This is a genomic window from Arthrobacter sp. SAFR-179 (assembly GCF_059414945.1).
Genome location: NZ_JBPFDM010000015.1, coordinates 16,691 through 38,775 on the forward strand (window position 1 = coordinate 16,691; position 22,085 = coordinate 38,775).

Annotated in this window: 25 protein-coding genes and 1 tRNA gene; 16 read left to right on the plus strand and 10 right to left on the minus strand. The window is 66.3% G+C overall.

Annotated elements, in window-relative coordinates:
- Nucleotides 1-24 precede the first annotated feature (24 nt).
- The 4 genes from cysS to ACR65K_RS19035 form a co-directional block, all read right to left on the minus strand.
- Nucleotides 25-1,491 carry a cysteine--tRNA ligase gene (gene cysS / locus ACR65K_RS19020; protein ID WP_056330267.1) on the minus strand — a complete coding sequence of 489 codons (1,467 nt, stop codon included), beginning with the start codon at nt 1,489-1,491 and terminating at the stop codon, nt 25-27.
- A gap of 9 nt (nt 1,492-1,500) precedes the next feature.
- Nucleotides 1,501-2,001 carry a 2-C-methyl-D-erythritol 2,4-cyclodiphosphate synthase gene (gene ispF / locus ACR65K_RS19025; RefSeq protein WP_200946125.1) on the minus strand — a complete coding sequence of 167 codons (501 nt, stop codon included), beginning with the start codon at nt 1,999-2,001 and terminating at the stop codon, nt 1,501-1,503.
- Nucleotides 2,002-2,009: 8 nt separating this feature from the next.
- On the minus strand, nt 2,010-2,792 hold the full coding sequence (gene ispD / locus ACR65K_RS19030; RefSeq protein WP_056330261.1) for a 2-C-methyl-D-erythritol 4-phosphate cytidylyltransferase: 783 nt from the start codon (nt 2,790-2,792) through the stop codon (nt 2,010-2,012).
- Between the two features lie 108 nt (nt 2,793-2,900).
- Nucleotides 2,901-3,383 carry a CarD family transcriptional regulator gene (locus tag ACR65K_RS19035; protein WP_011690592.1) on the minus strand — a complete coding sequence of 161 codons (483 nt, stop codon included), beginning with the start codon at nt 3,381-3,383 and terminating at the stop codon, nt 2,901-2,903.
- A 271-nt stretch (nt 3,384-3,654) separates the two neighbouring features.
- Between ACR65K_RS19035 and ACR65K_RS19040 the strand changes: the two genes are divergently transcribed.
- The gene (locus ACR65K_RS19040) at nt 3,655-4,275 is read left to right on the plus strand and encodes a hypothetical protein (RefSeq protein WP_440154606.1); all 621 of its coding nucleotides are present in this window, start codon (nt 3,655-3,657) and stop codon (nt 4,273-4,275) included.
- A 99-nt stretch (nt 4,276-4,374) separates the two neighbouring features.
- Here the strand turns inward: ACR65K_RS19040 and ACR65K_RS19045 are convergent, their stop codons facing one another.
- Together ACR65K_RS19045 and ACR65K_RS19050 are read right to left on the minus strand one after the other, a co-directional pair.
- Nucleotides 4,375-5,055 carry a response regulator gene (locus ACR65K_RS19045; RefSeq protein WP_440154538.1) on the minus strand — a complete coding sequence of 227 codons (681 nt, stop codon included), beginning with the start codon at nt 5,053-5,055 and terminating at the stop codon, nt 4,375-4,377.
- Complete coding sequence (locus tag ACR65K_RS19050) at nt 5,052-6,284, minus strand: sensor histidine kinase (RefSeq protein ID WP_056330253.1); 1,233 nt, start codon at nt 6,282-6,284, stop codon at nt 5,052-5,054. Before ACR65K_RS19050 ends, ACR65K_RS19045 begins: the two co-directional genes overlap by 4 nt.
- Nucleotides 6,285-6,489: 205 nt before the next feature.
- On the opposite strand from ACR65K_RS19050, the gene phoU reads away from it, so the two are divergent.
- Complete coding sequence (gene phoU, locus ACR65K_RS19055) at nt 6,490-7,152, plus strand: phosphate signaling complex protein PhoU (protein WP_056330250.1); 663 nt, start codon at nt 6,490-6,492, stop codon at nt 7,150-7,152.
- Nucleotides 7,153-7,226: 74 nt separating this feature from the next.
- On the opposite strand, the gene ACR65K_RS19060 is transcribed toward phoU, so the two are convergent.
- Nucleotides 7,227-7,973, minus strand: a complete 747-nt coding sequence (locus ACR65K_RS19060) for a phosphoglyceromutase (RefSeq protein WP_142119922.1) — start codon at nt 7,971-7,973, stop codon at nt 7,227-7,229.
- 97 nt (nt 7,974-8,070) lie between these two features.
- On the opposite strand from ACR65K_RS19060, the gene ACR65K_RS19065 reads away from it, so the two are divergent.
- Entirely contained in the window at nt 8,071-8,916 is an 846-nt protein-coding gene (locus ACR65K_RS19065) for a class I SAM-dependent methyltransferase (RefSeq protein WP_440154539.1), read from the plus strand.
- 18 nt (nt 8,917-8,934) lie between these two features.
- On the opposite strand, the gene ACR65K_RS19070 is transcribed toward ACR65K_RS19065, so the two are convergent.
- Complete coding sequence (locus tag ACR65K_RS19070) at nt 8,935-9,288, minus strand: DUF2516 family protein (RefSeq protein WP_026266062.1); 354 nt, start codon at nt 9,286-9,288, stop codon at nt 8,935-8,937.
- Between the two features lie 9 nt (nt 9,289-9,297).
- The gene (locus ACR65K_RS19075) at nt 9,298-10,488 is read right to left on the minus strand and encodes a trans-sulfuration enzyme family protein (RefSeq protein WP_440154540.1); all 1,191 of its coding nucleotides are present in this window, start codon (nt 10,486-10,488) and stop codon (nt 9,298-9,300) included.
- Between the two features lie 133 nt (nt 10,489-10,621).
- Between ACR65K_RS19075 and tmk the strand changes: the two genes are divergently transcribed.
- The 10 genes from tmk to ACR65K_RS19125 all read left to right on the plus strand — a co-directional run bounded on the left by tmk (nt 10,622) and on the right by ACR65K_RS19125 (nt 18,193).
- On the plus strand, nt 10,622-11,296 hold the full coding sequence (tmk, locus tag ACR65K_RS19080; protein ID WP_440154541.1) for a dTMP kinase: 675 nt from the start codon (nt 10,622-10,624) through the stop codon (nt 11,294-11,296).
- Entirely contained in the window at nt 11,293-12,456 is a 1,164-nt protein-coding gene (locus tag ACR65K_RS19085) for a DNA polymerase III subunit delta' (protein ID WP_440154542.1), read from the plus strand. The genes tmk and ACR65K_RS19085 overlap by 4 nt, the downstream gene beginning before the upstream one ends.
- The gene (locus ACR65K_RS19090; RefSeq protein ID WP_440154543.1) at nt 12,453-14,021 is read left to right on the plus strand and encodes an alpha/beta hydrolase; all 1,569 of its coding nucleotides are present in this window, start codon (nt 12,453-12,455) and stop codon (nt 14,019-14,021) included. The genes ACR65K_RS19085 and ACR65K_RS19090 overlap by 4 nt, the downstream gene beginning before the upstream one ends.
- A 104-nt stretch (nt 14,022-14,125) precedes the next feature.
- Nucleotides 14,126-14,198 (plus strand) — tRNA-Thr (locus tag ACR65K_RS19095).
- Nucleotides 14,199-14,430: 232 nt separating this feature from the next.
- Entirely contained in the window at nt 14,431-14,985 is a 555-nt protein-coding gene (locus ACR65K_RS19100; protein ID WP_440154544.1) for a hypothetical protein, read from the plus strand.
- A 3-nt stretch (nt 14,986-14,988) separates the two neighbouring features.
- Nucleotides 14,989-15,459: a hypothetical protein gene (locus ACR65K_RS19105; RefSeq protein WP_440154545.1), complete on the plus strand. Its 471-nt coding sequence runs from the start codon at nt 14,989-14,991 to the stop codon at nt 15,457-15,459.
- A gap of 10 nt (nt 15,460-15,469) precedes the next feature.
- Nucleotides 15,470-15,841 (plus strand): hypothetical protein, encoded by a 372-nt coding sequence (locus ACR65K_RS19110; RefSeq protein WP_440154546.1) that lies wholly within the window; start codon nt 15,470-15,472, stop codon nt 15,839-15,841.
- Nucleotides 15,841-16,038: a hypothetical protein gene (locus tag ACR65K_RS19115; RefSeq protein WP_440154547.1), complete on the plus strand. Its 198-nt coding sequence runs from the start codon at nt 15,841-15,843 to the stop codon at nt 16,036-16,038. The genes ACR65K_RS19110 and ACR65K_RS19115 overlap by 1 nt, the downstream gene beginning before the upstream one ends.
- Nucleotides 16,039-16,712: 674 nt before the next feature.
- Nucleotides 16,713-17,408 carry a polysaccharide deacetylase family protein gene (locus tag ACR65K_RS19120; protein ID WP_440154548.1) on the plus strand — a complete coding sequence of 232 codons (696 nt, stop codon included), beginning with the start codon at nt 16,713-16,715 and terminating at the stop codon, nt 17,406-17,408.
- 119 nt (nt 17,409-17,527) lie between these two features.
- Nucleotides 17,528-18,193, plus strand: a complete 666-nt coding sequence (locus tag ACR65K_RS19125; RefSeq protein WP_440154549.1) for a hypothetical protein — start codon at nt 17,528-17,530, stop codon at nt 18,191-18,193.
- 38 nt (nt 18,194-18,231) lie between these two features.
- Here the strand turns inward: ACR65K_RS19125 and ACR65K_RS19130 are convergent, their stop codons facing one another.
- On the minus strand, nt 18,232-19,473 hold the full coding sequence (locus tag ACR65K_RS19130; protein ID WP_440154550.1) for an NAD(P)/FAD-dependent oxidoreductase: 1,242 nt from the start codon (nt 19,471-19,473) through the stop codon (nt 18,232-18,234).
- Between the two features lie 127 nt (nt 19,474-19,600).
- On the opposite strand from ACR65K_RS19130, the gene ACR65K_RS19135 reads away from it, so the two are divergent.
- The 3 genes from ACR65K_RS19135 to ACR65K_RS19145 all read left to right on the plus strand — a co-directional run bounded on the left by ACR65K_RS19135 (nt 19,601) and on the right by ACR65K_RS19145 (nt 22,031).
- Complete coding sequence (locus ACR65K_RS19135) at nt 19,601-20,590, plus strand: hypothetical protein (protein WP_440154551.1); 990 nt, start codon at nt 19,601-19,603, stop codon at nt 20,588-20,590.
- A gap of 63 nt (nt 20,591-20,653) precedes the next feature.
- Entirely contained in the window at nt 20,654-21,745 is a 1,092-nt protein-coding gene (locus ACR65K_RS19140; RefSeq protein WP_440154552.1) for a hypothetical protein, read from the plus strand.
- A 100-nt stretch (nt 21,746-21,845) separates the two neighbouring features.
- Nucleotides 21,846-22,031, plus strand: a complete 186-nt coding sequence (locus ACR65K_RS19145) for a hypothetical protein (RefSeq protein ID WP_440154553.1) — start codon at nt 21,846-21,848, stop codon at nt 22,029-22,031.
- The last annotated feature ends 54 nt before the right edge of the window (nt 22,032-22,085 follow it).

A 22,085-nucleotide genomic window follows, 5' to 3' on the forward strand; every position in this document is an offset into this window, starting at 1 on the left:
GCGGAGTTCAGGCGGGCCGGCGGATCAATCCCGTTTGAGGCTCCAGGTGGCGCCGTCGGGGCCGTCCTCCACCACGACGCCGGCCTGGTTGAGCGTGTCCCGGATGGCGTCGGACGCAGCCCAGTCCTTCTCAGCCCGGGCAGCAGCGCGGGCAGCCAACTGCGCCTCGACCAGTACGCCCAAGGCTTCGGCCTCACGGGTTGTCGCCGCGGCGGAACCTTCGACGGCGTTCAGCCCCAGGACGCCGGTCATCAGGACGACGGCGTGCATCGCGTCCCGGGCAGCGTCGTCGTCGCCTTCGGCAAGGGCTGTGTTGCCCGCGCGGACTGTGTCGTGGAGTGCGGCCAGGGCGCGCGGTACGTTGAGGTCGTCATCCATGGCTTCGCAAAATGCGTCGACGGCCGGGGAAGAGGGGCCGTGGTTGCCCTCCATGGCTCCCACGTCGCCGCCGAAGCGGGCACCGGCCTTGGCAAGGAACCCGTCAATGCGTTCGACGGCGGCGGCGGCCTCCTGCAGGGAGGTGGGCCGGTAGTCCAGGACGGAGCGGTAATGCGCCTGGCCCAGGTAGTAGCGCACCACCCGGGGCGACGCCAGTTCCAGCATTTCAGCCGGGCTGATGGTGTTGCCGATGGACTTGGACATCTTTTCGCCCTGGTAGGTCACCATGCCGTTGTGCATCCAGAAGTTGGCGAACGGGTGGCCCGCCGCCTGTGACTGCGCCATCTCGTTTTCGTGGTGCGGAAAGCGCAGGTCCAGGCCGCCGCCGTGGATATCGAACGCGGTGCCCAGGTACTTGGTGACCATGGCCGAGCACTCAAGGTGCCAGCCGGGCCGTCCGGCACCCCAGGGGGACGCCCAGCTGGCGGTGGCCGGCTCGCCTTCTTTGGAACCCTTCCACAGCGCAAAGTCGCGGGGGTCCTTCTTGCCGCGGGGATCGGCGTCGGGCGCTGCCTGCATGTCATCGATGTTCTGCCGGGTCAGGGCTCCGTACTTGTCCCACGAACGGACGTCGAAATACACGTCCCCCGAATCGTCCAGGGCGGGGTAGGCGTGGCCGCGCTCGATGAGCTGCTGGATCAGGGCATGCATCTCGGGAATGTGCCCGGTGGCCCGGGGTTCGTAGGTGGGACGCGAGACGCCCAGGGTGTCGTAGGCCTTCAGGAACTCCTGCTCGTAGCGGTAGGCCAGCGCCCACCATTCCTCGCGTGGCACTTCGCCCGCCTCGGGGCTGAAGTCCGGCGCAAAGGATGCCTCGGATTTGGCAAGGATCTTGTCGTCGATGTCCGTGACGTTGCGGACCACCGTGACGCGCATGCCGCGGTACTCAAGCCAGCGGGTGAGCTGGTCGAAGGCGATGGCGGAGCGGATGTGGCCCACGTGCGGCATGCCCTGGACGGTGGCGCCGCAGTAGTAGAGGCTGACCTTGCCGTCGACGATGGGGACGAAGTTCCGGACTTCGGCGGAGGCGGTGTCATAGAAGCGCAGGGTCACCGCTCCAGACTAGCTGATGGGTTGGGGCTGCTGCGGGTACACCAGTGCGGTGGCCACCGCGGAAATACCCTCTCCGCGTCCGGTGAATCCCAGGCCGTCGCTGGTGGTGGCCGTGACACCCACGTGGGCGCCGGCGGCTTCGCTGAGGACCTTCTGGGACTCTTCCCGCCGCGGCCCGAACTTGGGCCGGTTGGCTACGAACTGCACCGCAACATTGCCGATCTCGAAACCCGCCGCCCGCACGATCCGTGCAGCCTCCGCAAGGAGTGTGGCGCCGGACGCGCCGGCGAACTCGGGGCGGTCGGTGCCGAAATGCGTGCCAAGGTCTCCGATTCCGGCGGCAGAGAACAGGGCGTCCGCGGCAGCATGGGCCACGGCGTCGCCGTCGGAGTGCCCGGCCAGGCCGCGTTCGCCGGGCCACAGGAGTCCGCCCAGCCAGAGCGGGCGGGGCGAGTCTTCCGGCGCGTAGGCATGGACGTCGATTCCCACTCCGGTGCGCGGCAGGACCATGTCCACGCTCATCCTTCCACCCACCGGGCTCCGAGCGGGCCTTCCAGGAGTCCTTCGGCGAAGATCAGGTCAAGGGGTGTGGTGATCTTGAGGGACTGCGTTGAGCCGCGGACGGCATGGACGGCGGTGCCGAGCATCTCCACCAGCATGGCGTCGTCGGTGACGGCCGCGGACTGCTGCTGGTCCAGCGCTTGTGCGGCTTGGTGCGCCTGCAACAGGGTTCCGATCGTGAAACCCTGTGGCGTCTGCACCGCCCTCAGCTCCTCACGGCGGGCCGTCCCCGTGACAACCTCCGGCGCAAAGGCACTGTCCCCACCGGTGGTGGCGGCCACGGTTTTGACCGTATCCACTACCGGAACTGCGGGAATGACGGCGGCAGCACCGGCGGCAAGGGCATCAGATACGCGGTGGAAGACGGATTCGGGCGTCAGGGCCCGGGCGGCATCATGGACCAGGACCGCCTCGATGCCGTCCATCAGTGCCGCGATCCCGGCCCGGACGGAATCAGCCCGGGTGGATCCGCCGTCGACAATCGTCAGGAGCGGGCCGCCGTCGGCAAGTTCGCCACGGAAACCGTCACACAACTGGCGCAGGTCCTGGTCCCCGGCAGGCAGGGCCACGCACACCTGGCTGGCCACTCCTGACGCGACGATTCCCCGGAGTGCATGCATCAGGATGGGCTCGCCGCCGAGCGGCACCGCCGCCTTGGGCATTCCGTAGCCAAGACGCTGCCCGGAACCGGCGGCCACAAGGATGACGGCGGTGACCAGGCGCGTGGATGAATCACTCATGCGGACAAGCCTACGACGCCGCCACTTCGGTCAGGTGGCTTGGACACCACCGGACGGACCCAAAAAAAGAAGCCCCGGCGGCACTTGCGTGCCGCCGGGGCTAAATTCTTAGGAAGCCAGGACCTCGTCGAGAACGCTTGCAGCCTTCTCCTCGTCGGTCTTCTCAGCCAGCGCCAGTTCTGAAATCAGAATCTGACGGGCTTTGGCCAGCATTCGCTTCTCGCCTGCGGAAAGGCCCCGGTCGTGATCCCGGCGCCACAGGTCGCGAACAACCTCTGCCACCTTGATGACGTCACCGGAAGCAAGCTTCTCCAGATTTGCCTTGTACCTGCGTGACCAGTTGGTGGGCTCTTCGGTGAACTCGGCGCGGAGCACATCAAACACGTGCTCCAGGCCTTCCTTGCCCACTACGTCCCGGACCCCAACAAGGTCAACGTTCTCTGCTGGAACTTCAATGGTCAGATCACCCTGAGCCACCTTGAGCTTGAGATACATCTTCTCTTCGCCCTTGATGGTGCGCATCTTGATTTCTTCAATTTTCGCAGCACCGTGGTGAGGGTAAACTACTGTCTCGCCGACCTCAAATACCATGTGGACATTTCCCCTTTCCCGCAGACCAGTTTATCACGATTCAGGCATATGACCGGCCGGAGAAAGGGCCTCCAACCGCGAAAATACGCGGAAAATCGGCCCAATCAACCCCCTCCGCCCCCTTGACGGATGGCAAGATTAGTGCATCACGTGAGCGCTCCCACGGCAGATGTGACACCGCCGAATCCTCGTTTGCCCCTCATTGCGGATAGGCTATGGCTGAAAAAGACTTCAAATTTCTCGAGGAGTACGTGACGTGCGTTCCACTGCGATGAACCGGGCCCAGCGCGGCAAACTGGCACTGACGGCTGCCGCCCTTGGCGCCAGCCTGCTGACCGCAGGCTGCGGTTACATCACACCCCAGCAGACCAGCCACCAGTACTCCGCCTCGGACGGCATCCGCGCAGACCTCGGTCCCCTCCAGCTGCGGAACATCCTGATTGTTTCCACGGGCGAGGACAAGCCCGGCCGCCTCATCGGCGCCGTCTACAACTCCTCCTCCAAGGACGTGAAGCTCACGGTCAACGGCGCCAAGGGTTCACAGACCGAGGTACCGGTGAAGGCCAACTCGTACACCCTCCTGAATGAGGACTCCGACGAGGCCATCCTGAGCACCACCGGCGGCAAGCCCGGTTCCCTGGTGGACGTCAAGATCAGCGAGAACGGCACCAACGTCAGCAACACGGTGAAGGTTCCCGTACTGGACGCCACCCTGGCGGAATACAAGGACTACGTGCCTACCCCGAGCCCCTCGGCGACATCCTCGTCGGCGAGCCCCAGCGCGGATTCCTCCGCCAGCGCCGGTTCCTCAGCCAGCTCCAGCGCTTCCGCCGGCGCCGAATCATCGGCCAGTGCCACTCCGAGCGCCACGGCAACGGCCACGAGCCGCTAAGCGAACAGCGGGTCGCTGCAGGAAGCAGGCGTAACAAAAGGGAGGGCCGTCCAGGCGCCTCCCTTTTGTTATGTCTTCCGAGGTTGTCCGGGAACCGGCCTACGGTTCGAATTTGTACCCGAGGCCGCGGACGGTCACCAGGTAGCGCGGCGCGGAGGGGTCCGGTTCGATCTTGCCGCGAAGCCGTTTCACATGGACGTCCAGGGTCTTGGTGTCGCCCACATAGTCGGAACCCCACACGCGGTCGATCAGCTGGCCGCGGGTCAGCACCCTGCCCGAATTGCGCAGGAGCATCTCCAGGAGCTCGAACTCCTTCAGGGGAAGCAGGACCTGCTCGCCGCTCACGCTGACCACGTGCCGCTCGATGTCCATGCGGACCGGGCCCGCCTGGACCGTTGAGGAGATTAGTTCCTCCGGCTCGCCCTGGCGGCGCAGCACGGCCCTGACACGGGCCACCAGTTCACGGGAGGAGTAGGGCTTGGTGACGTAGTCGTCCGCACCGAGCTCCAGGCCCACCACTTTGTCGATCTCCGAGTCCTTGGCCGTCAGCATGATGACGGGAACGCTGGAGCGCTGTCGGAGCTGGCGGCACACCTCGGTGCCGGAGAGCCCGGGCAGCTGCAGGTCAAGCAGCACCAGGTCGGCGCCGTTGCGGTCGAATTCGGTGATGGCGTCGAGGCCGTTGTCCACCACCTCAACCTCGAACCCTTCTTTGCCCAGCAAATAGGACAAGGGGTCGCTGAACGACTCCTCATCCTCGACAATCAAAATCCTGCTCAAGCGCTGGCTCCTCGTTCTGTTGCGCCGGCGGCGCGGGGTACTTGGGTGAGACTTGGCTTCTCCGGCATCAATCCCGGTGCTTCCGTTGCGGCCGGCCCTGCCTCGTCGTCCTGGCCTTCCATCTCGGGCAGACGGAGGGTGAAGGTGGACCCCTGCCCGGGCTGGGACCACAGGGTCACTTCGCCGCCGTGGTTCGATGCCACGTGCTTCACGATGCTCAGGCCCAGGCCGGTGCCCCCGGTCTGGCGGGACCGGGCTGCGTCCACGCGGTAGAAGCGTTCAAAAACGCGTTCCTGGTCCTCGGGGCTCAGTCCGTCCCCCTGGTCCGTCACCGAAATGGAGACCAGGCCTTCGCGCGAACGGACACCGATCCCCACCCGTGTGTTGGCCGGCGAATAGCGGATGGCGTTGTCGATGAGGTTCCGCAGCGCCGTCACCAGCAGGTCCTGGTCGCCGAAGACCTTGCCGTCGGCGCGGCCGCCCACCACGATGCTGATGTTCTTGCTCTCCGCGGGAAGCTGCGACCGGTCCACTGCCTCGGCGATGACGGCGTTGATGTCCACCGGACCGCCCTCCTGGGTGACGCTGGCGCCCTGAAGGCGGGAAAGTTCGATGATGTCCTGGACCAGTGCAGCGAGGCGGGCAGATTCCTTGTGCATGCGCTTGGCGAAGCGGCGGACCGCTTCTTCATCGTCGGCGGAGGATTCCAGCGCCTCTGCCAGCAGGGAGATGGCACCCACGGGGGTTTTCAGTTCATGCGACACGTTGGCGACGAAGTCGTTGCGGATCTCTTCGGTGCGGGTGATTTCCGTCCGGTCATCGGCAAGGAGCAGGATGTATTCCTCACCCAGCATGGCCGCGCGGACCTGGACGATAATGGTTCCCTTGCCCAGCGGGCCGCGTGGGAGTTCGAGCTGCTTTTCCAGGATGACGCCGTCCCGCCGGACTCCGGCGGTCATGTCTAGGAGTTCCTTGTGCACCACGGTGTGCCCGCGGACCAGGCCGTATGCGTATGCGGCGGGGCTGGCACGGACCACGCCGTCCACGTCGTCCAGCACCACGAAGGCACGTCCGACGACGGCGAGCACCTCCGCTGCGCCGGCCGGCAGCGCCAGCTCCCCGGCGTCGATGTCCAACAGTTCGCGCTGCTTCTCGCTGACCCGGTAGGCGAGCACGCCGAACGTGCCAAGCGCCAGGCCGATGAGGCCGGCTACCAGACCAATGAGCATAGGATCCACAGCTCCACTTTATGCTCTTGCCTTAAGCCCGCCGGCGCCTTCCGCCCCATCCGGCAAACGGTTCAACTAACGTTCATCTATGGGGGCATAATCGTTTACCCGGCGGTGACAGAGTTGGTGGTCAGAGCGCCTCATGGCGACACGATTCCTGCTGCCCTGGAGCGGCCGGCGGGAGTTCCAAGGAAAGGACGCCTACGTGCGTAAGGTTTTTCAGGAAGAGCTCACCCAGGTCGGTGACCAGCTGGTGGAGATCTCCCGGCTGGTCAGCGAAGCGATCAACAAGGCCACTACCTCATTCCAGGTAGCGGACGTTGACCTCGCGCAGGATGTCATCGCCGCTGACGCGCGCATCGACTTCCTGCAGAACAGCCTTGACGAGCGGGCCATCGACATTCTGGCGCTGCAGGGCCCTGTTGCCAGCGACCTGCGCATGATCGTCGGTTCGCTCCGGATGAGCGCATCCCTCGAGCGGATGGGTGACCTGGCCCGCCACATCGCCCAGCTGGCCCGCCTGCGGTACCCGTCCACGGTGATTCCGGCGTCCATGACGGAGACCTTCAACCGAATGGCTGAACTCGACCAGGAGATCGCCGACAAGCTGACGGTCCTGCTGGAGAGCCGCGACCTGGAGGTGGCCAGGGATATTCTCAAGGCCAACACGGCCATCAACGACCTGCACTTGAGCGTCTTCAAGGCCATCGCCGCCCCTGAGTGGAACGAATCCCCCGCCACCACCGTGGACGTGGCCCTTGCCAGCCGCTACTTCGAGCGCTTCGCCGACCACGGCGTCTCCGTAGCCCAGAAGGTGACCTACCTGGTCACGGGTGCGTGGCAGCCGAACGCCACTGAGCACAGCTGACCACACAAAGAGCGGATATACGACGGCGGGCTGGCCACTGAGGTGACCAGCCCGCCGTCGTACGCGTTAATGCCTTATTTCTTGCCCTGGTTGGCGACGGCCAGGATGGCCTCTTCGGCGGCCTCGGGGTCGAGGTAGGTTCCGCCGGGCTTGACCGGCTGGAAGTCCTCGTCCAGTTCGTAGACCAGCGGGATGCCGGTGGGGATGTTCAGGCCGGCGATGGCTTCGTCGCTGATGCCGTCAAGGTGCTTGACCAGGGCGCGCAGCGAGTTGCCGTGCGCGGTGACCAGGACCGTCTTGCCGGCCTTGAGGTCTTCCTTGATGTCCGATTCCCAGTAGGGCAGGAGCCGAACCAGGACATCCTTCAGGCATTCAGTCCGCGGCAGCGCGTCGCCGAGGTCTGCGTAACGGGGGTCGTGGGCCTGGGAGAACTCGGAGTCGTCGTCCAGGGGCGGCGGCGGGGTGTCGTAGGAGCGGCGCCATTCCATGAACTGCTCTTCGCCGTACTCGGCGAGGGTCTGCGCCTTGTCCTTGCCCTGCAGCGCGCCGTAGTGGCGTTCGTTCAGGCGCCAGTCGCGCTTGACCGGGATCCAGCCGCGGTCGGCCTTGTCCAGGGCGATGTTCGCGGTGTTGATGGCCCGCTTCAGCAGGGAGGTGTAGAGCACGTCCGGGAGGATGTTGTTCTCCACCAGCAGCTCACCGCCGCGCGCTGCTTCCGCGCGGCCCTGGTCGTTCAGGTCGACGTCCACCCAGCCGGTGAACAGGTTCTTGGCGTTCCATTCGCTGTGGCCGTGGCGCAGCAGAATCAGCTTGTAAGTCATGATTTTCATCCTAGCCGAGCAGTGTTGCCGCCCGCCCAGCGTTACAAGGCCGGCGTCCGTGCCCCCGCCCCGCAAGCGGCGGGGATAGGGTTGTGCGGTGGTTCAAAAGGCTGAACGGGTGAACGCCCCGCAACTTTCCGGCAGGACCTCCGGCACCCGGCAGGGCCGCCCGGTGGGCAACGTAACCCGCGGCACCACCAATCCCAACCGGATGCGCCGGGTGGACCGCTGGCTGACCGGACCGCAGGCCTGGCGCCTGCGGTCCGGGCCGGACCCCCTCGTCGTCGATCTGGGCTACGGCGCAACCCCAGCCACCGCCGTCGAACTTTATGAAAGGCTCGCTGCCGTCCGGCCGGACGTACGGGTCTGCGGGATTGAGATTGAACCCGAGCGCGTCCGCGCCGCGCTTCCCCTGCAGCGGCCCGGGCTGACCTTCCACGTGGGCGGCTTCGAACTGCCCATTCCCGGGCGTCCAGTCCTGGTCCGCGCCTTCAATGTCCTCCGGCAGTACGAGGAAGCCGATGTCCAGGGCATCTGGCGGCTGGTGCAGGACAGGTTGTCGCCGGACGGCATCTTCGTCGACGGCACGTGCGACGAGATTGGGCGGCGCGTGACCTGGGTGACGCTGGACCAACACCGCCCGTTGTCCCTCAGCATCTCTGTCCGTTTCGGCAGCTTTGACCTGCCCTCGGACGTGGCCGAACGGCTTCCCAAGGCCTTGATCCACCGCAACGTCCCGGGCGAACGGGTTCATGCCTTCATGCAGGCGATGGACCGGGCGTGGCTTGGGAGCGCGCCGCTTGCCTCGTTTGGCAACAGGCAGCGCTGGGTGGGTATGTGCCGAAGCCTGCGCGACGCCGGGTGGCCGCTCCAGGACGGACCGGCCAGGTGGCGGCTGGGCGAGCTGACGGCGGATTGGGAAGCGGTGGCCCCGCTGGGTTAGGGCCGGGTTAAGAGCTGGTCACCAAGGGCCGTAGGGGCCCATGTTGCGGCTGCCGCCGCGGCCCGCGTCCTTTACTGCGGGACGGACATCGGCCAGGTAGACGGAGGCCGCCACCACCGCGGCGAGCCCGAAGAGTCCGAGGGTGCTGATGATGCCGCCGCCGGCGCCGAACAGCGAGATGATGCCCACCAGCAGCGCGCCACCGGTCAGGGCAAGCCAGAAGGTCTTGGTCCGCTTGCCCGTGGCTTCGAAGGCGTTGGCCCGGTGCCGGGCACAGTCGACGAACGCCCACAGTTCAAGCCCCAGTGCCACCAGGCCAAGGATGAAGAACACTGCCTGCTCTACGTACGCGATGATTATTCGACCGTCCACAAGCCCAGCCTAGCCCTCCAGCGTGTCCAGCGCCTGTTTCAGGTCTGCCCAGAGGTCCTCAACGTTTTCCACCCCGACGCTGAGCCGGACCAGGTTCTCCGGCACACTCGCGGGTTCGGCTGAGTGCCGGCGCCGGCGTTCGATCAGGGACTCCACCCCGCCCAAGGACGTGGCAGGCAGCCAGAGATCCAGCGCCTGCACCAGTTTGTCCGCCGCGTCGGCGCCGCCCAGGCCCGCCGCGGGTGCCACCTGGATGCAGATGATGGAGCCGAACCCGTTCATTTGCGCTTTCGCCCGGGCGTGCCCGGGGTCGGTGTCGAGGCCGGGGAACCGGATGGATTCAATGCCGGGGTGCCCGGCAAGCCGTTCCGCGAGGACCATCGCCGATTCCTGCGACCGTTCCACGCGCAGCGCGAGGGTCCGCAGGCCCCGCAGGGCGAGCCAGGCTTCGAAGGGACCGGCGATGGCGCCGTGAATGATGCGGTGGTGGAGCAGCGATGAGCGGATGTCCGGGTTGGCGGTGACCAGCGCACCGAGGACGACGTCGGAGTGCCCGGCGAGGTACTTGGTCACCGAGTGGAGGACGACGTCCGATCCGAGCAGCAGGGGCTGCTGCACCAGCGGGGTGGAGAAGGTGTTGTCCGTGACAACGATCGCCCCCACTGCATGGGCGGCCTCCGCGACGGCGGCCATGTCAGCGATCCCCAGCATTGGGTTGGTGGGGCTTTCCAGCCACAGCATGGCCGCGGCTTTCACCGACGGGCCCTTGGGTGCAAGGGCGATCTTGACTGCATCGGTGTCGGCAATGTCCACGGTCCGGAGTTCAATGAAGCCTTTTTGGGCGAGTTCCGTGGCCATCACCAGCGAGCCGGAGTAGCTGTGGTTGGGCATGACCAGCACGCCGCCGGCAGGGATCAGGGACAGCGCGGAACTGACCGCAGCCAGCCCCGACGCGTAGAGCAGGCCAGGCAACGCGGATCCTTCGAGCTGGCCCAGCGCCTCTTCGAAGGGATCCCAGGTGGGGTTGGAGTAGCGGCCGTAACCCCGGTCCCCGTCCCCCAGGGGGCCGGTGCCGAAGTAGGTGGAGGAAAGGGTAATGGGAGGATTGACCGGCTGGTCCCTTTCCCGCGGCGGACGCCCTGCCGCCACCACCACGGTCTCGGGTGAGAGGGCAGCGGCCTGATGCTCGGAAAGACTCATGGTGAAAAGCGTACTGTTCCGGCCAATTGGGCCGAAAAGTGGTGTCATTTTGTGGACGCTGGTACATCCACCCCTCCTGCACAGGGGGTATACGGCGGCCAGGAATGTCGCCATGCCTCGGTAGGCTTGAGAAGTGAATAAACAGAGGGCCGGCGTATTCATCGCATTCGAAGGTGGCGATGGTGCCGGCAAGTCCACCCAGGCGGCCAGGCTTGCGGCGGCACTGGAGTCCCGTGGCTACACCGTGCTGCGCACCCGTGAACCCGGCGGCACCCCGGTGGGTGAGAAACTGCGGTCGCTGGTCCTGGATCACGGGAACGGCGACATCGATGCCCACACGGAAGCCCTCATATTTGCCGCTTCCCGCGCTGCCCATGCCACCCAGGTCATCCGCCCGGCCCTTGGCCGCGGTGAGATCGTGCTGACCGACCGGTACATCGACTCCTCTGTGGCCTATCAGGGGGCCGGCCGCAACCTGGGCCTGGAGGCGGTACGCTCCCTCAATGAGTGGGCCACCTCGGGCCTCCAGCCCCACCTCACAGTCCTTTTGGACGTCGACCCCCAACTTGGCCGCAGGCGCCGGACTGCCGGCCAGGCAGCGGAAGACCGCCTGGAATCCGAGGCCGACGAGTTCCACACCAGGATCCGGGAAGCTTTCCTCAGCCTCGCCGCCGGCCGCCCGGAGGGGTACCTGGTCCTCCCGGCCCACCTGCCGGTGGATGATTTGGCCGGGCAGATCCTCGCGCGGGTGGATACGCTCCTTGCTGTTCCGGCCACGGCAACGGCCACGGACGGCGGTGGCTCATGACCGTCTGGGATGACCTCCAAGGCCAGCCCGCCGTCGTCGAACAATTGCGCCAGGCCGCAAGCGGCGAAAGCCTGACTCACGCGTGGCTGTTCACCGGCCCACCGGGGTCGGGGCGTTCCAATGCGGCCAAGGCGTTCGCGGCCGCGCTGAACTGCGACCAGGAGGACGTCAGCCTGCGTGGCTGCGGACAGTGCCAGGCATGCCACACGATCCTGGGTGAGACCCATTCAGACGTGACGTTCGTGCGCACCGAGAAGGTCACCATCACCATTGACGAAGCCCGCGAACTGGTGGCTACCGCGGGCAACCGGCCATCGTCCGGGCGCTGGCGGATCATCGTGGTGGAGGACGCCGACCGCATGGCCGAGCGGACCACCAACGTGCTCCTGAAGGCCATCGAGGAACCCACACCGCGGACCGTGTGGATGCTCTGCGCGCCGTCCCCTGCCGATGTCCTGGTCACCATCCGTTCCCGCTGCCGCAGTGTGGCCCTGCGGCTGCCGCCCGCCTCCGACGTGGCAGCGCTGTTGGTCCGGCGCGACGGCGTTGACCCTGCCCTTGCTGAGCAGGCGGCCCGTGCTGCCCAGAGCCACGTGGGCATTGCCCGGCGGCTCGCCAGGGATCCTGCCGCAAGGGAACGCCGCCTGGAGACGGTCCGCTTTCCGCTTGGGCTGCGCGGCGTAACAGCCGCGGTCATGATGGCGGACAAGCTGGTCAAGATTGCCACGGCAGAAGCCAACAGCTCGAACGAGGAAAGGGACGCGGCGGAGAAGGCTGCCCTCTTGGCGACCCTGGGCGCACCGGAATCAGGCACCCTCCCTCCGGCCATGCGCAGCCAGCTGAAACAGCTCGAAGACGACCAGAAACGGCGGGCCAAGAGGTCCATTACGGACTCCCTGGACCGGACGCTGACGGACTTGCTGTCCTTCTACCGGGACGTCCTGATCATCCAGCTTGGGAACGCCGTGGAGCTGGTCAACGTTGAGCTGAGGAGTGAGCTGGAAGACTTTGCCGCCCGCTCCACCCCGGAAGCCACGCTGGCCCGAATGGATGCCATCAACAAAGCCCGTGAACGCATCACCACCACCAACGTTGCCCCGCTGCTGACCATTGAGTCCATGGCTGCCAGCCTGATCCACCCCTCCAAGGAGACCCGATGACTGCCCGCCCCCTGCCCGCACGCCACAGGTCCATCGGTGTCGCCGTCCGCGCCGCCGGTGCCATGGCCCTGGCCATGGTCCTGGCCTCGTGCAGTCTCCTGAACGGCGGCGACAAAAACCCGCCGGAGGCTGCCACCGCCAAGGCCGACCCGTCTATCGTGGCGTCCGCTCCCGCCGGGCTGGAAAAGTTCTACTCCCAGGAAGTCGTGTGGCAGCCCTGCGAAAAGGAGTTCCAGTGCGCCAAAGTGACCGTGCCCCTGGATTACGGCAATCCCGGCGGGGATACCATCCAGATTGCCGCACTGCGGGCCGCCAGCACAGGAAAGAAGACCGGCAGCCTCCTGGTTAATCCCGGCGGACCGGGTGCCTCCGGCTACGACTTTGTGAAGGACGCCGCCGGGACACACTTTTCAGCCGCTGTCCGCAACGCCTACGACCTGGTGGGCTTCGATCCGCGCGGTGTGAAGCGCTCCGCCCCCGTCACCTGCCTGACGGATGCGGAGCGCGACGCCGCGCGCGCCAAGACCTACCCATACGAAACCGAGGCCGGGCTGGCGGAGGCATTGGCTGACACCAAGGCCATCGCTGACCAGTGCGCAGCACAAACGGGCCCGGTATTGGGGCACATCGATACCGTCAGCTCCGCGAAGGACCTGGACGTTCTCCGCGCCGTCGTCAACGACACCAAGCTGAACTACCTGGGGTACTCCTATGGCACCTTCCTTGGCTCCACCTATGCCTCACTGTTCCCGGCCAATGTGGGCCGGATGGTCCTCGACGGGGCCCTCGATCCATCAATCAGCAACGAGGACCTGACCAGCGGCCAGGCCCGCGCCTTCGAAAAAGCACTGCACAGCTACGTGGCCAGTTGCCAGAAGCAAGGCAAGTGCCCCCTGGGTGGTGATGTCGAATCCGGCGTGCAGCAGATCCGGGACCTCATCAACTCCGTGCAGCAAACACCCCGCACTGCCAAGGACGGCCGGCTGGTGAATGCCACCACGCTGGTCAGCGGCCTCATTACCCCGCTGTACAACGACCAAAGCTGGCCGGCCCTCACCCAGGCGCTGGAAGCTGCTGTGTCCGGTGATGTAAGCCTCATGCTTCGGCTTGCCGATCTTGGCGCCGACCGTTCCCCCGACGGTACCTACACCTCCAATTCGACGTTCGCCTTCAACGCAATCAACTGCCTGGACTACCCCATGGTTTCGGACACCGAAGGCATGCGCGTGGAGGAGAAGCGGCTGGAACAGGACTCCCCCACCCTGGGCTACTTCTTCGCCTACGGCGGGATCACCTGTGCAGAGTGGCCCTACAAGAACGTGCGCACGCCGGCCCCTGTGGAATACAGCGGTGACTCGCCCATCGTGGTCATCGGTACCACGGGCGACCCCGCAACTCCCGTGGACTGGGCCGCGTCGCTGCGCAAGCAGTTGGGGAACGCTTCCCTGCTCACCTGGAGGGGCGAAGGGCACACCGCCTACGGCCGGGCCAACAGCTGCCTGGAGGATTCGGTGGACAACTATCTGGTCGGCGGCAAACTGCCTGCCGACAACACGGTGTGTTGAGGATCGCAGCAGCCCCTGCCCGGCCATTTTGACCGCGGCGGCGGGACTCTATTACAGTTGACTCTTGCATGAAGCGCCCGGTTCCGCCGGGGATTTTGTGCGGTGCTTCCTTAGCTCAGTCGGTAGAGCGTTTCACTCGTAATGAAAAGGTCATCAGTTCGATTCTGATAGGAAGCTCGGGATAAACCCCGGACAGCCCCTGGTTCCAGGGGTTTCCGGGGTTTTTCGCTGGTTAAGCGGTGGCACGGCCCTGGGCGCAGGGCACACTTATGGCACACCTTCGTCAACTTCCGGTCGTCGTTGTCACTGCGATGTGAGTGTTATTCCCTTGTTGGCTCTGCCGCAACAGGAAGAATGGCTGCTGAAGAGACGAGCCGCGGACCTTGCCGCCACCGATCGGAAGCATGCGTTGACCACTGAAACACCGAAGCACCCAGCCCTCCCTCCATACGCTTACGCCACCGGAGGGTGGGGCAAGGAAACCGTCATTTACGCCTACACCTGGGACGAATGGGGCCTCGGAGGTACGCACCACAGCGGGGGTAACTACCAGGCGCGGACCTTCACTGGGCTGGCTGTTGTCACCCTCATCGCGACCGTCCCTGCAATCCTGGCGCCTCTGGGTTTCCTTTTCGGATTCACCGCGCTGATCATGTCGTTCTTTGGCGCTGCCGACATCGGGATGGCTCTGGTCCTCACCGTTGGCACCGCAGTTGCGACCGTCCTGTTCACCGGTGGGTGGGTCCTGAGCATCCGCGCTTTGCGGGACGAGCTTAGGGCGCGAAAACTCCGCGAGGCCAAGGGGCTGCCCAAGCCCCGGTATGGCGTCTCCGACGACCGTGCCCGCAAATGGTTCGAGGAACACCCTGGCACCCTGGAAATCACCAGGGAGAACTTCCCGAACGGCGCCCGTCCATTCCCAGGCGAGCCCGACTACCTGCCCGACCAAGAGAAGCGAGCCTAAGAGATGGTTTATGACCGGGAGCGGTTTGAGCGTGAGGACGCCGTCTACGCCGAGCACAAGAAGGCGGTGGCTGCCGGCGAGAAGCGGGTCCTGCGCAAGACCAGCAGGGGCGAGCTGCACAGCTACCCGGCCGACGAGATCGGGTTCACGCCCGGGTCAGGTCAGGCCCAGGTCAGCACCTGGTGGGGCATGGGAATCATCACGGTCTTCCTGGGACTCGGCCTGATCGTAGGTGTCTGGCTTTTCCAGCGCCCGCTGTGGGGCGGCGGGCTACCGGACTGGGGCGCCCTGTGGCTGATCGGCTTCGCCGGGCTCATGACGCTCTATACGTTCAACCTCGCCCGCGGCGAGTACCGGGCCACCCGGCTCCGCAAGCTGCGCGGGTCACCGAAGCCGAGCAGCAGCGGCGGAGTCGACATCAATCTCCTGGAACTCGGCCAGGACCGCCCGGGCAAGCCCGGCGCCTCCCGATAGGATTCGATCAATGTTCAGCCAGGACAAGCAGTTTCGCCGGCCTGACGGCACCCTCTACGACCCGAGCAGCCTCAACGTGCGCCAGTACGAGGAACAGTACGGGCCTGGCGGCGTCCCCGAAGGGTGGTCGATGGCTGCCACCACACCCGTCCAGAGCCCGGGGTTAATCACCGCTCTCGCAGCCTTCACCACCGCCCTGTCCCTCGGCATGATCGCGGTCGGCGCTTGGGCCATCGGGGCCGGCAAGGAGCTGACTACCATCCTGCTTGGGTTTGGCGTAGGTGCAGGCGGCCTGGTCATGTCGGTACAGGCCTTCAGGACCGCCGCGAAGCGCCGGCGCTGGCTGCAGGCTCAGCGGAGCAACGCAGGGCAGGAGCACTGATGGAGTATCTGGTCTTCTTCGGCGGCTTCGTTCTGTTCATGGTGGTGGTGCGGCTGCTGAACGCGTACTGGCAGCACAGGCACCGCCGCACCCGGCCGCCCCGGCATATTGGAGAGCCTCAGTCCCAGAGGGGCCGCATCTACAAGGACCCGCCCTCCACGAACCACAACGCGGATCCATACAGCGGCTGGCCGTGAACCCACATGCGCCGTCCAGTTCGGTTGGCTCACCGGCATCACGGGAACCAGCAGGGGCCGCTTCACAGTCCATGAGGCCGCAGGCACCTCCAGTGCCCTGTACAAGCAAGGGGACTACCTGCGAAGCCCCAAGGTTCTAAGGGATGACGAGTACCGGGAGCGGATCGACCCACGTCGACGTCCGGGCATCCACGTCGGATAAGTGATCGCCAAGGCCCTTTGTTACGCCCGCCGCTCCGCGTGAGCTGCAAGGTTCAGGAAACGGCAGGACAGCCGCGGTATCCTCCCCACATGATCCCCCACCTCCACGCTGCTGTTCCGCGCGCCGCGGCACATCCAGTCCGCTCCGGCTGCGCCCGGCCGGACATCCCCGGATGCCCGGGGCGGCGAGCCCGTACGTTCGTCGGCGTCGCGGCCCGGCGGGGATTTTAGGAGTGGAACCAAACGCACCCCGGCATTTGAGCCAGGACGGGAAAGGCCCCGCGCGCAGGACCATCCTCCTGGCAGCCGTGCTGACGTTGTCGGCCGCCGTGCCTGACCTGCAGCAGCGTTCAGAACGTTGTTCCCCGGCGCAAGATAGGTTGGCGGAAACCTGCAGGGATGACGTCCCCGCGCCGCTTGCACAGACCGGCCCCGACGGCGACGAGTCGACGCCTAACAGGCCAGCGGCGCCCGTGCCGGCACGAACGCAGATCGTAGACACTTACACCAAGCGCCAGGCGCGGTACTGGGGGCTGGAAGCTCCGGGTGTCCTGGCGCGGCTGCCCTCCGGCTCACAGGGCGTTGCCCTCACCTTCGACTTTTGCGGCGGTCCCGGCGGCAGCGGTTACGATCAGGCACTGATCGACATGCTGCGCCAACGGCATGTCCCGGCGACGCTCTTCCTGAATTCCCGGTGGATCGCAGCCAATCCCGCCACGGCAAGGCAACTGGCAGCGGATCCGCTCTTCGAAATCGCAAACCACGGAACGTCCCATAAGCCGTTGTCCACCAGCGGCAACACGGCCTATGGCATCCCCGGCACCAGGAGTGCCGGCGAAGCCTACGACGAGATCATGCCCAGCGATCAGGTCCTGTCCGGGATCACAGGCAAACGTCCCCGGTACTTCCGCCCGGGCACTGCGTACATGGATGACGTTGCCGTGGAGATCCTGGGCACGCTGGGCGTGAAGCCTGCGGGCTTCAGCATCAATGGCGACGGCGGTGCAACATATTCCGCCGCCGTCGTAGCCAAAGAGGTGGGCAGGGCCCGGGCAGGAGACATTGTGATCTGCCACGGCAACCATCCCAACGGCGGAACCGCGGAAGGCACCAAGCAGGCCGTGGACAAGCTGATCTCGGCTGGAACCACCTTCACCCATCTGCCTTGAGCGTGCCTGCACACTTCGGCTGGCAGGGTGGGTGCTGATCCGATACGTTGACAGGGAAAGCCTGCCCAGCAGCGTCGGGTGGACCATGTTCGGCCGGCGCCAAACGTAAGGAACGCGCCATGCCGGAACAGCACAACACACCCACCATCGGCTGGGTGCCTGCCTGGGCGGACCTTCACGAGCGCCCCGTTGAGGCCGTGGAATCGGGATTCGTCGTCGGAGACGGCCCTGCCCAGACGAATGCAGGGTCCACGGGTGAAGGGCAGCCGACGGAGGGGCAGGAGTACGTGGCAGGTTGGCCGGGGCCTGCCGTGGAGGAACTTGCCGCCAAGGCAGCGGCCGGTTCCGGCGTACGCCTCACCCTGGTCTGCGCCGAGGCTGAGGGCATGGGCGCTCCGGACGGCCTCACCCGGGCTTCGGAGCGGGTCCTGCTCATGGCTGCAACCGCCGGACTGAACACAGCGGTGCAACTGCCGGAAAACTCCCAGGTGGCCCTGGCACCCATGGAGAGCTACGACGCCGTCGAAATCACCGTCTTTGACCGCCCCGTGGCGAGGGGCCGTATCCAGGTGCGGGACGACTTCGCGGCGGTCGCCGTCACGGAACTCCCAGAAGGGCCGGAGCAGGCAACGTTTGAGCAGGGGCTGTTCGCGGGCATGGCCGAGGAGGCGTTCGTCCACGGCGTCGAGTACCTGCACATGGTGGTTGAACCGGACATCGCCGACCGCTACCAGGCGTCGGGTTGGGCCGTGGCGGGGCGCCTCCTGAGTTTCATGAAAAACTGACGACGGCGGCGGCGGCGCGGCAGGTGCGGGCGGCAATCCTAGTCCGGCCTGCCCACCACTACCTGCGCCGGGCTGTGGGTGACATAACCGTTAGCCCAGGAGAACAGGGCCCGTACTTTCTGCTGGAATCCGGGCAGCAGGGCGAGGTGGACCGCCAGCCACGACACGAATGCCAGGGGTCCCTGCAGTTGCAGGCGACGGGGCCCCAGCTCCGCGACGGCTGCCCCGCGGCCCACCATGGCCATGTACCCCTTGTCCAGGTAGCGGAAGGGCTGCCGCACACCCCCGGTCAGGTCAGCATGGATGTTGCGGGCCGCCCATTTGCCTGACTGCTGGGCAACCGAACCCAGCTGCGGCAATTTGTTTCCTGCGGCGTCGGTGATGTTGGCGGAGTCCCCCAGCACGTACACGCCCTCGAAGGCAGGGGCTGTGAGGTCCGGCTGCACGTCCACCCTGCCGCCCCTGCCCTGTTTCAGGCCGGACTCGGTGATGATCCGGCCGGCCTGCAGGCCTCCGGCCCACACCACGATACGGCCAGGAATGACGGTGCCGTCCTTGAGGGTCACGCCGTCGGGCCGTACCTCGCCGACTGCCTGGCCCATGTGCAGCTGCACGCCCAGCTTGGTCAGGCGGTGGCGGGCGTACGCCTGTGATTTCTCCGAAAAGGCGGCAAGCACATTCGGAACCATATCCACCAGGTGGACATGGCACCGGGCGGCCAGTCCCGGTGTGAAGTACTTGGGCAGAATGTATTTGACGTTTTCCGCCAGGGCACCGGCAGTCTCCACACCCGTGGGACCACCGCCCACCACAATCACGTCGGCCTCCGCCGCCGGCTCGCGGTCAGCTTCGTCCAGGACGGCGGTGATGGCAGCGCTGAGCCGTGTTGCGTCCGCCACAGAGTACAGCGGGTAGGCGTGCTCTTCAGCCCCGGGGGTGTTAAAGAAGTTGGGCACGGCCCCGGTGGCAATGACCAGGATCCTGGCCCGGTAGCTTGAACCGTCTACGGTGGTGACGGTGCGGTTGGCCGCGTCGATCGATGTCACTTCCGCCGTCAGGACCCGCACGTTGTTGATCCGGCGGAACTCGGAGCGGAGCGGCCTTGTAACTGCCGAGACGCCTATCTGGGATGCAGCCACCTGGTAGAGGAGCGGCTGGAATTGCTGGTAATTGTTGGCATCGAGCAACAGCACCCGGACGCCTTTGCGGCCCAACTCCTCAGCCGCCGTCTTTCCGGCGAAGCCGCCGCCCACCACGATGACCTGGTATGAATCGTCCATTTGTGCAACATACCCCTACGGGCCGATGAACAACAGAGTGCCCTTGCCACTGCAGGCGGCGTCCTCTCCAGGAGCCGGGACGGGCGGACCGGCCGGCCCGCTGCAGCATGGCACCTAAGATGGCGGCATGGAAGACGAAGCCCTGGCGGATATTGCGGACAGGCTGTACGGCGGGCCGCTGGACGACTTCGTTGCGGCCCGGACCGGAGCGGCGAAGGACGCTGCGCTCCAGGACAAGCAGCTGGCTGCAGCGGTCCGCGCCCTGCCGAAACCAGCCGTGGCCGCTTGGGCAGTCAACATGCTTTCCCGGTACCGGCCGGACGTGCTGGCCGGGCTTGGCGGGCTTGGGGAGCGCATGAGGGCGGCCCAGGATTCGCTGGATGCGCCTGTCCTCCGCGAGCTGGGCCGGGAGCGCCGCTCCATGCTGGCTGACGCCGTCGATGTTGCCCGGGCTGTTGCCCAGGAGCAGGGCCGCCCCATCAGCGACGCCGTGGCCGCCGACGTTGAGGAGACCCTGCGCGCAATGACGGCAGATGAGCGTGCTGAGGCTGCCGTGGGCAGTGGCCGGCTGCTGAAGGTGCTGACCGCCGACGGCATCAACGACGTGGACCTGGACGGGGCGGTGGCCCTCCCAGGGATGCTCCCCGTTGCGCGCACCACCCGCCGTGCCAGCCCTCCCCCGGCTGCGGTGAAGGGAGCAGCAGCAAAGGCAACAGCGGCAAAGACACGGACGACGGCGGAGCAGGCATCCCAGCCACCGCGCGCCAAGCCCCGGCTTGAGGCCGTGCGCCAGACACCGCGGCCGGCGTCGCCGCCGGCGTTGGAACGGGCCAAGGCTGCGCTGGCCGAGGCCCAGGCAACGGAAGAGGAAGCCACCCGGCTGGCACGCGACCTGCAGGAGCAGGAGGAACGGATGCGGCTGGAAATAGCGGAACTGCAGCAGGAAACGGCTGACCTTCGAAGCCGGCTCAAGGCCGCCGAGGAAAGCCTGGACCGCTCCCGCAAGGGACTTGCCGCCACTTCGGCGGAGGCGAAACAAGCGGTGCGGGCGGCCGGCAAGGCCAGCCGTACCGCCATGCTTGCGCAGGAACGCGTCCTCCGCCTGGCCAGCAACTGAGAGGCGCCAACGTGTTGTGAAAGTCCCCTCGCCCCGGGTGCCGGCAGGACCTACTCTGGAGCCATGGACGCCGCAGCAGCACACGCCTTTGCGATTCCGCCGGTGTCAGTTCACCGCCCCACGACGGCCGCGGAAGACGCCGTCACCCTCGCGGCCGGTGTCTGGCTCATTACCGGGACCTACGTTGACGGCTGGGCCCACAACAACCTCCGCGACCTGGAGACCTTCTTCACGCCGTGGCACGCCATCCTCTACTCGGGCTTCGCGGCGTGCGCAGTCTGGATCGCCGCCCTGACCTGGCGCCGGCATGCCCCGGGGACGCGATGGCGGGAAGCGGTTCCCGCAGGCTACGGAGCTGCGGCGGCCGGCGTGATGCTCTTCCTGGCGTCGGGAATGGGCGACATCGCCTGGCATTCGGTGTTCGGCATTGAGCAGAACATCAGCGCACTGTTCAGCCCGTCCCATCTGGGACTCGCTACCGGCGCCTTCCTCATCCTGGGCGCACCGTTCTCGGCAGCATGGCACTCTCCTGACCGGGCCTGGCCACAGCTGGTGCCGGCGTTCGTGAGCGCCATGCTCGCCGGAATGGTGGGGGCGTTCATCCTGCAGGAGTTCGCGGTCTTCGCCCGCCATGGCCTCATCCAGACCTACTCCAGCGCCGCGGGGACCCAGCCGGCCGTGACGGTTCCGACGTCGTCGAGCATCATGGTCTCCCTTGCCTCATTCCTTGTCTCAACCGCGGTGCTCTTCGTTCCCGTCCTGTTGCTGTCGCTGCGGTGGCGGTTGCCGGCCGTGCTGGTTGCGGCGATGGCACTGGTCCCCTCCGCAGCCCTGCAGGCCATGGTGGCCCTGCGGGATGCATGGTTCATTCCGGCGGCCCTCGCCGGCGCCGTCCTCGTGGGACTGGTGTGGGCGGCCGTGCGTCCTGCCCCCGACCGGCCCGGGCGGCTCATGACTGCCGCGGGCCTGGCACCCGTCGTTTTTTGGGCGCCTTATTTCGCTGCCGTGGCACTGCATGACGGGGCGCTCAGCTTCCAGCCCGAGATATGGACCGGCACCCTCACCTGGAGCGGACTGGTGATGCTGTCGCTGGCCGGACTCGCGCTGAAGGTACGGCCGACGCCGGAAGCCATCGCAGATTCACGGACCAACTGAACCTCCAGAGGCGCCGCCAGTCGCGCCGCCGTGTCATGTCCAGACAACACGCGGCGCGCTGGTTCCTGGGAATGTCAGACCCCGGTTGCACACTGGATCTATGGAAAACCACGCCGTACAGGAATTTCACGTAACGTACTTTGACGCCGACTGCAGCCGCACTCGTTCAGAGGTCTTTGAAACGCTTGAAGAGGCCGAGCGCTTCGCCTGCCGCCACTGCCATGGCGAAGACAACTGGGCCGTGGTGGACGCCGTCACAGTAGAGCACGTCCAGATCGCTGCCTGACCGCCGCCGGGAAAGGCCCGGGCCGGCCCACGGCACCACGGCCATGTTCTGCAC

Bases quoted from the DNA above. Each gene is read 5' to 3' on its own strand.
- ispF (WP_200946125.1), bottom strand. From the start codon at position 2,001: ATGGTCCTGCCGCGCACCGGAGTGGGAATCGACGTCCATGCCTACGCG.
- ispD (WP_056330261.1), bottom strand. From the start codon at position 2,792: ATGAGTGATTCATCCACGCGCCTGGTCACCGCCGTCATCCTTGTGGCC.
- ACR65K_RS19035 (WP_011690592.1), bottom strand. From the start codon at position 3,383: ATGGTATTTGAGGTCGGCGAGACAGTAGTTTACCCTCACCACGGTGCT.
- ACR65K_RS19040 (WP_440154606.1), top strand. From the start codon at position 3,655: ATGAACCGGGCCCAGCGCGGCAAACTGGCACTGACGGCTGCCGCCCTT.
- ACR65K_RS19050 (WP_056330253.1), bottom strand. From the start codon at position 6,284: ATGCTCATTGGTCTGGTAGCCGGCCTCATCGGCCTGGCGCTTGGCACG.
- ACR65K_RS19060 (WP_142119922.1), bottom strand. From the start codon at position 7,973: ATGACTTACAAGCTGATTCTGCTGCGCCACGGCCACAGCGAATGGAAC.
- ACR65K_RS19075 (WP_440154540.1), bottom strand. From the start codon at position 10,488: ATGAGTCTTTCCGAGCATCAGGCCGCTGCCCTCTCACCCGAGACCGTG.
- ACR65K_RS19085 (WP_440154542.1), top strand. From the start codon at position 11,293: ATGACCGTCTGGGATGACCTCCAAGGCCAGCCCGCCGTCGTCGAACAA.
- ACR65K_RS19090 (WP_440154543.1), top strand. From the start codon at position 12,453: ATGACTGCCCGCCCCCTGCCCGCACGCCACAGGTCCATCGGTGTCGCC.
- ACR65K_RS19105 (WP_440154545.1), top strand. From the start codon at position 14,989: ATGGTTTATGACCGGGAGCGGTTTGAGCGTGAGGACGCCGTCTACGCC.
- ACR65K_RS19110 (WP_440154546.1), top strand. From the start codon at position 15,470: ATGTTCAGCCAGGACAAGCAGTTTCGCCGGCCTGACGGCACCCTCTAC.
- ACR65K_RS19115 (WP_440154547.1), top strand. From the start codon at position 15,841: ATGGAGTATCTGGTCTTCTTCGGCGGCTTCGTTCTGTTCATGGTGGTG.
- ACR65K_RS19125 (WP_440154549.1), top strand. From the start codon at position 17,528: ATGCCGGAACAGCACAACACACCCACCATCGGCTGGGTGCCTGCCTGG.
- ACR65K_RS19130 (WP_440154550.1), bottom strand. From the start codon at position 19,473: ATGGACGATTCATACCAGGTCATCGTGGTGGGCGGCGGCTTCGCCGGA.
- ACR65K_RS19135 (WP_440154551.1), top strand. From the start codon at position 19,601: ATGGAAGACGAAGCCCTGGCGGATATTGCGGACAGGCTGTACGGCGGG.
- ACR65K_RS19140 (WP_440154552.1), top strand. From the start codon at position 20,654: ATGGACGCCGCAGCAGCACACGCCTTTGCGATTCCGCCGGTGTCAGTT.
- ACR65K_RS19145 (WP_440154553.1), top strand. From the start codon at position 21,846: ATGGAAAACCACGCCGTACAGGAATTTCACGTAACGTACTTTGACGCC.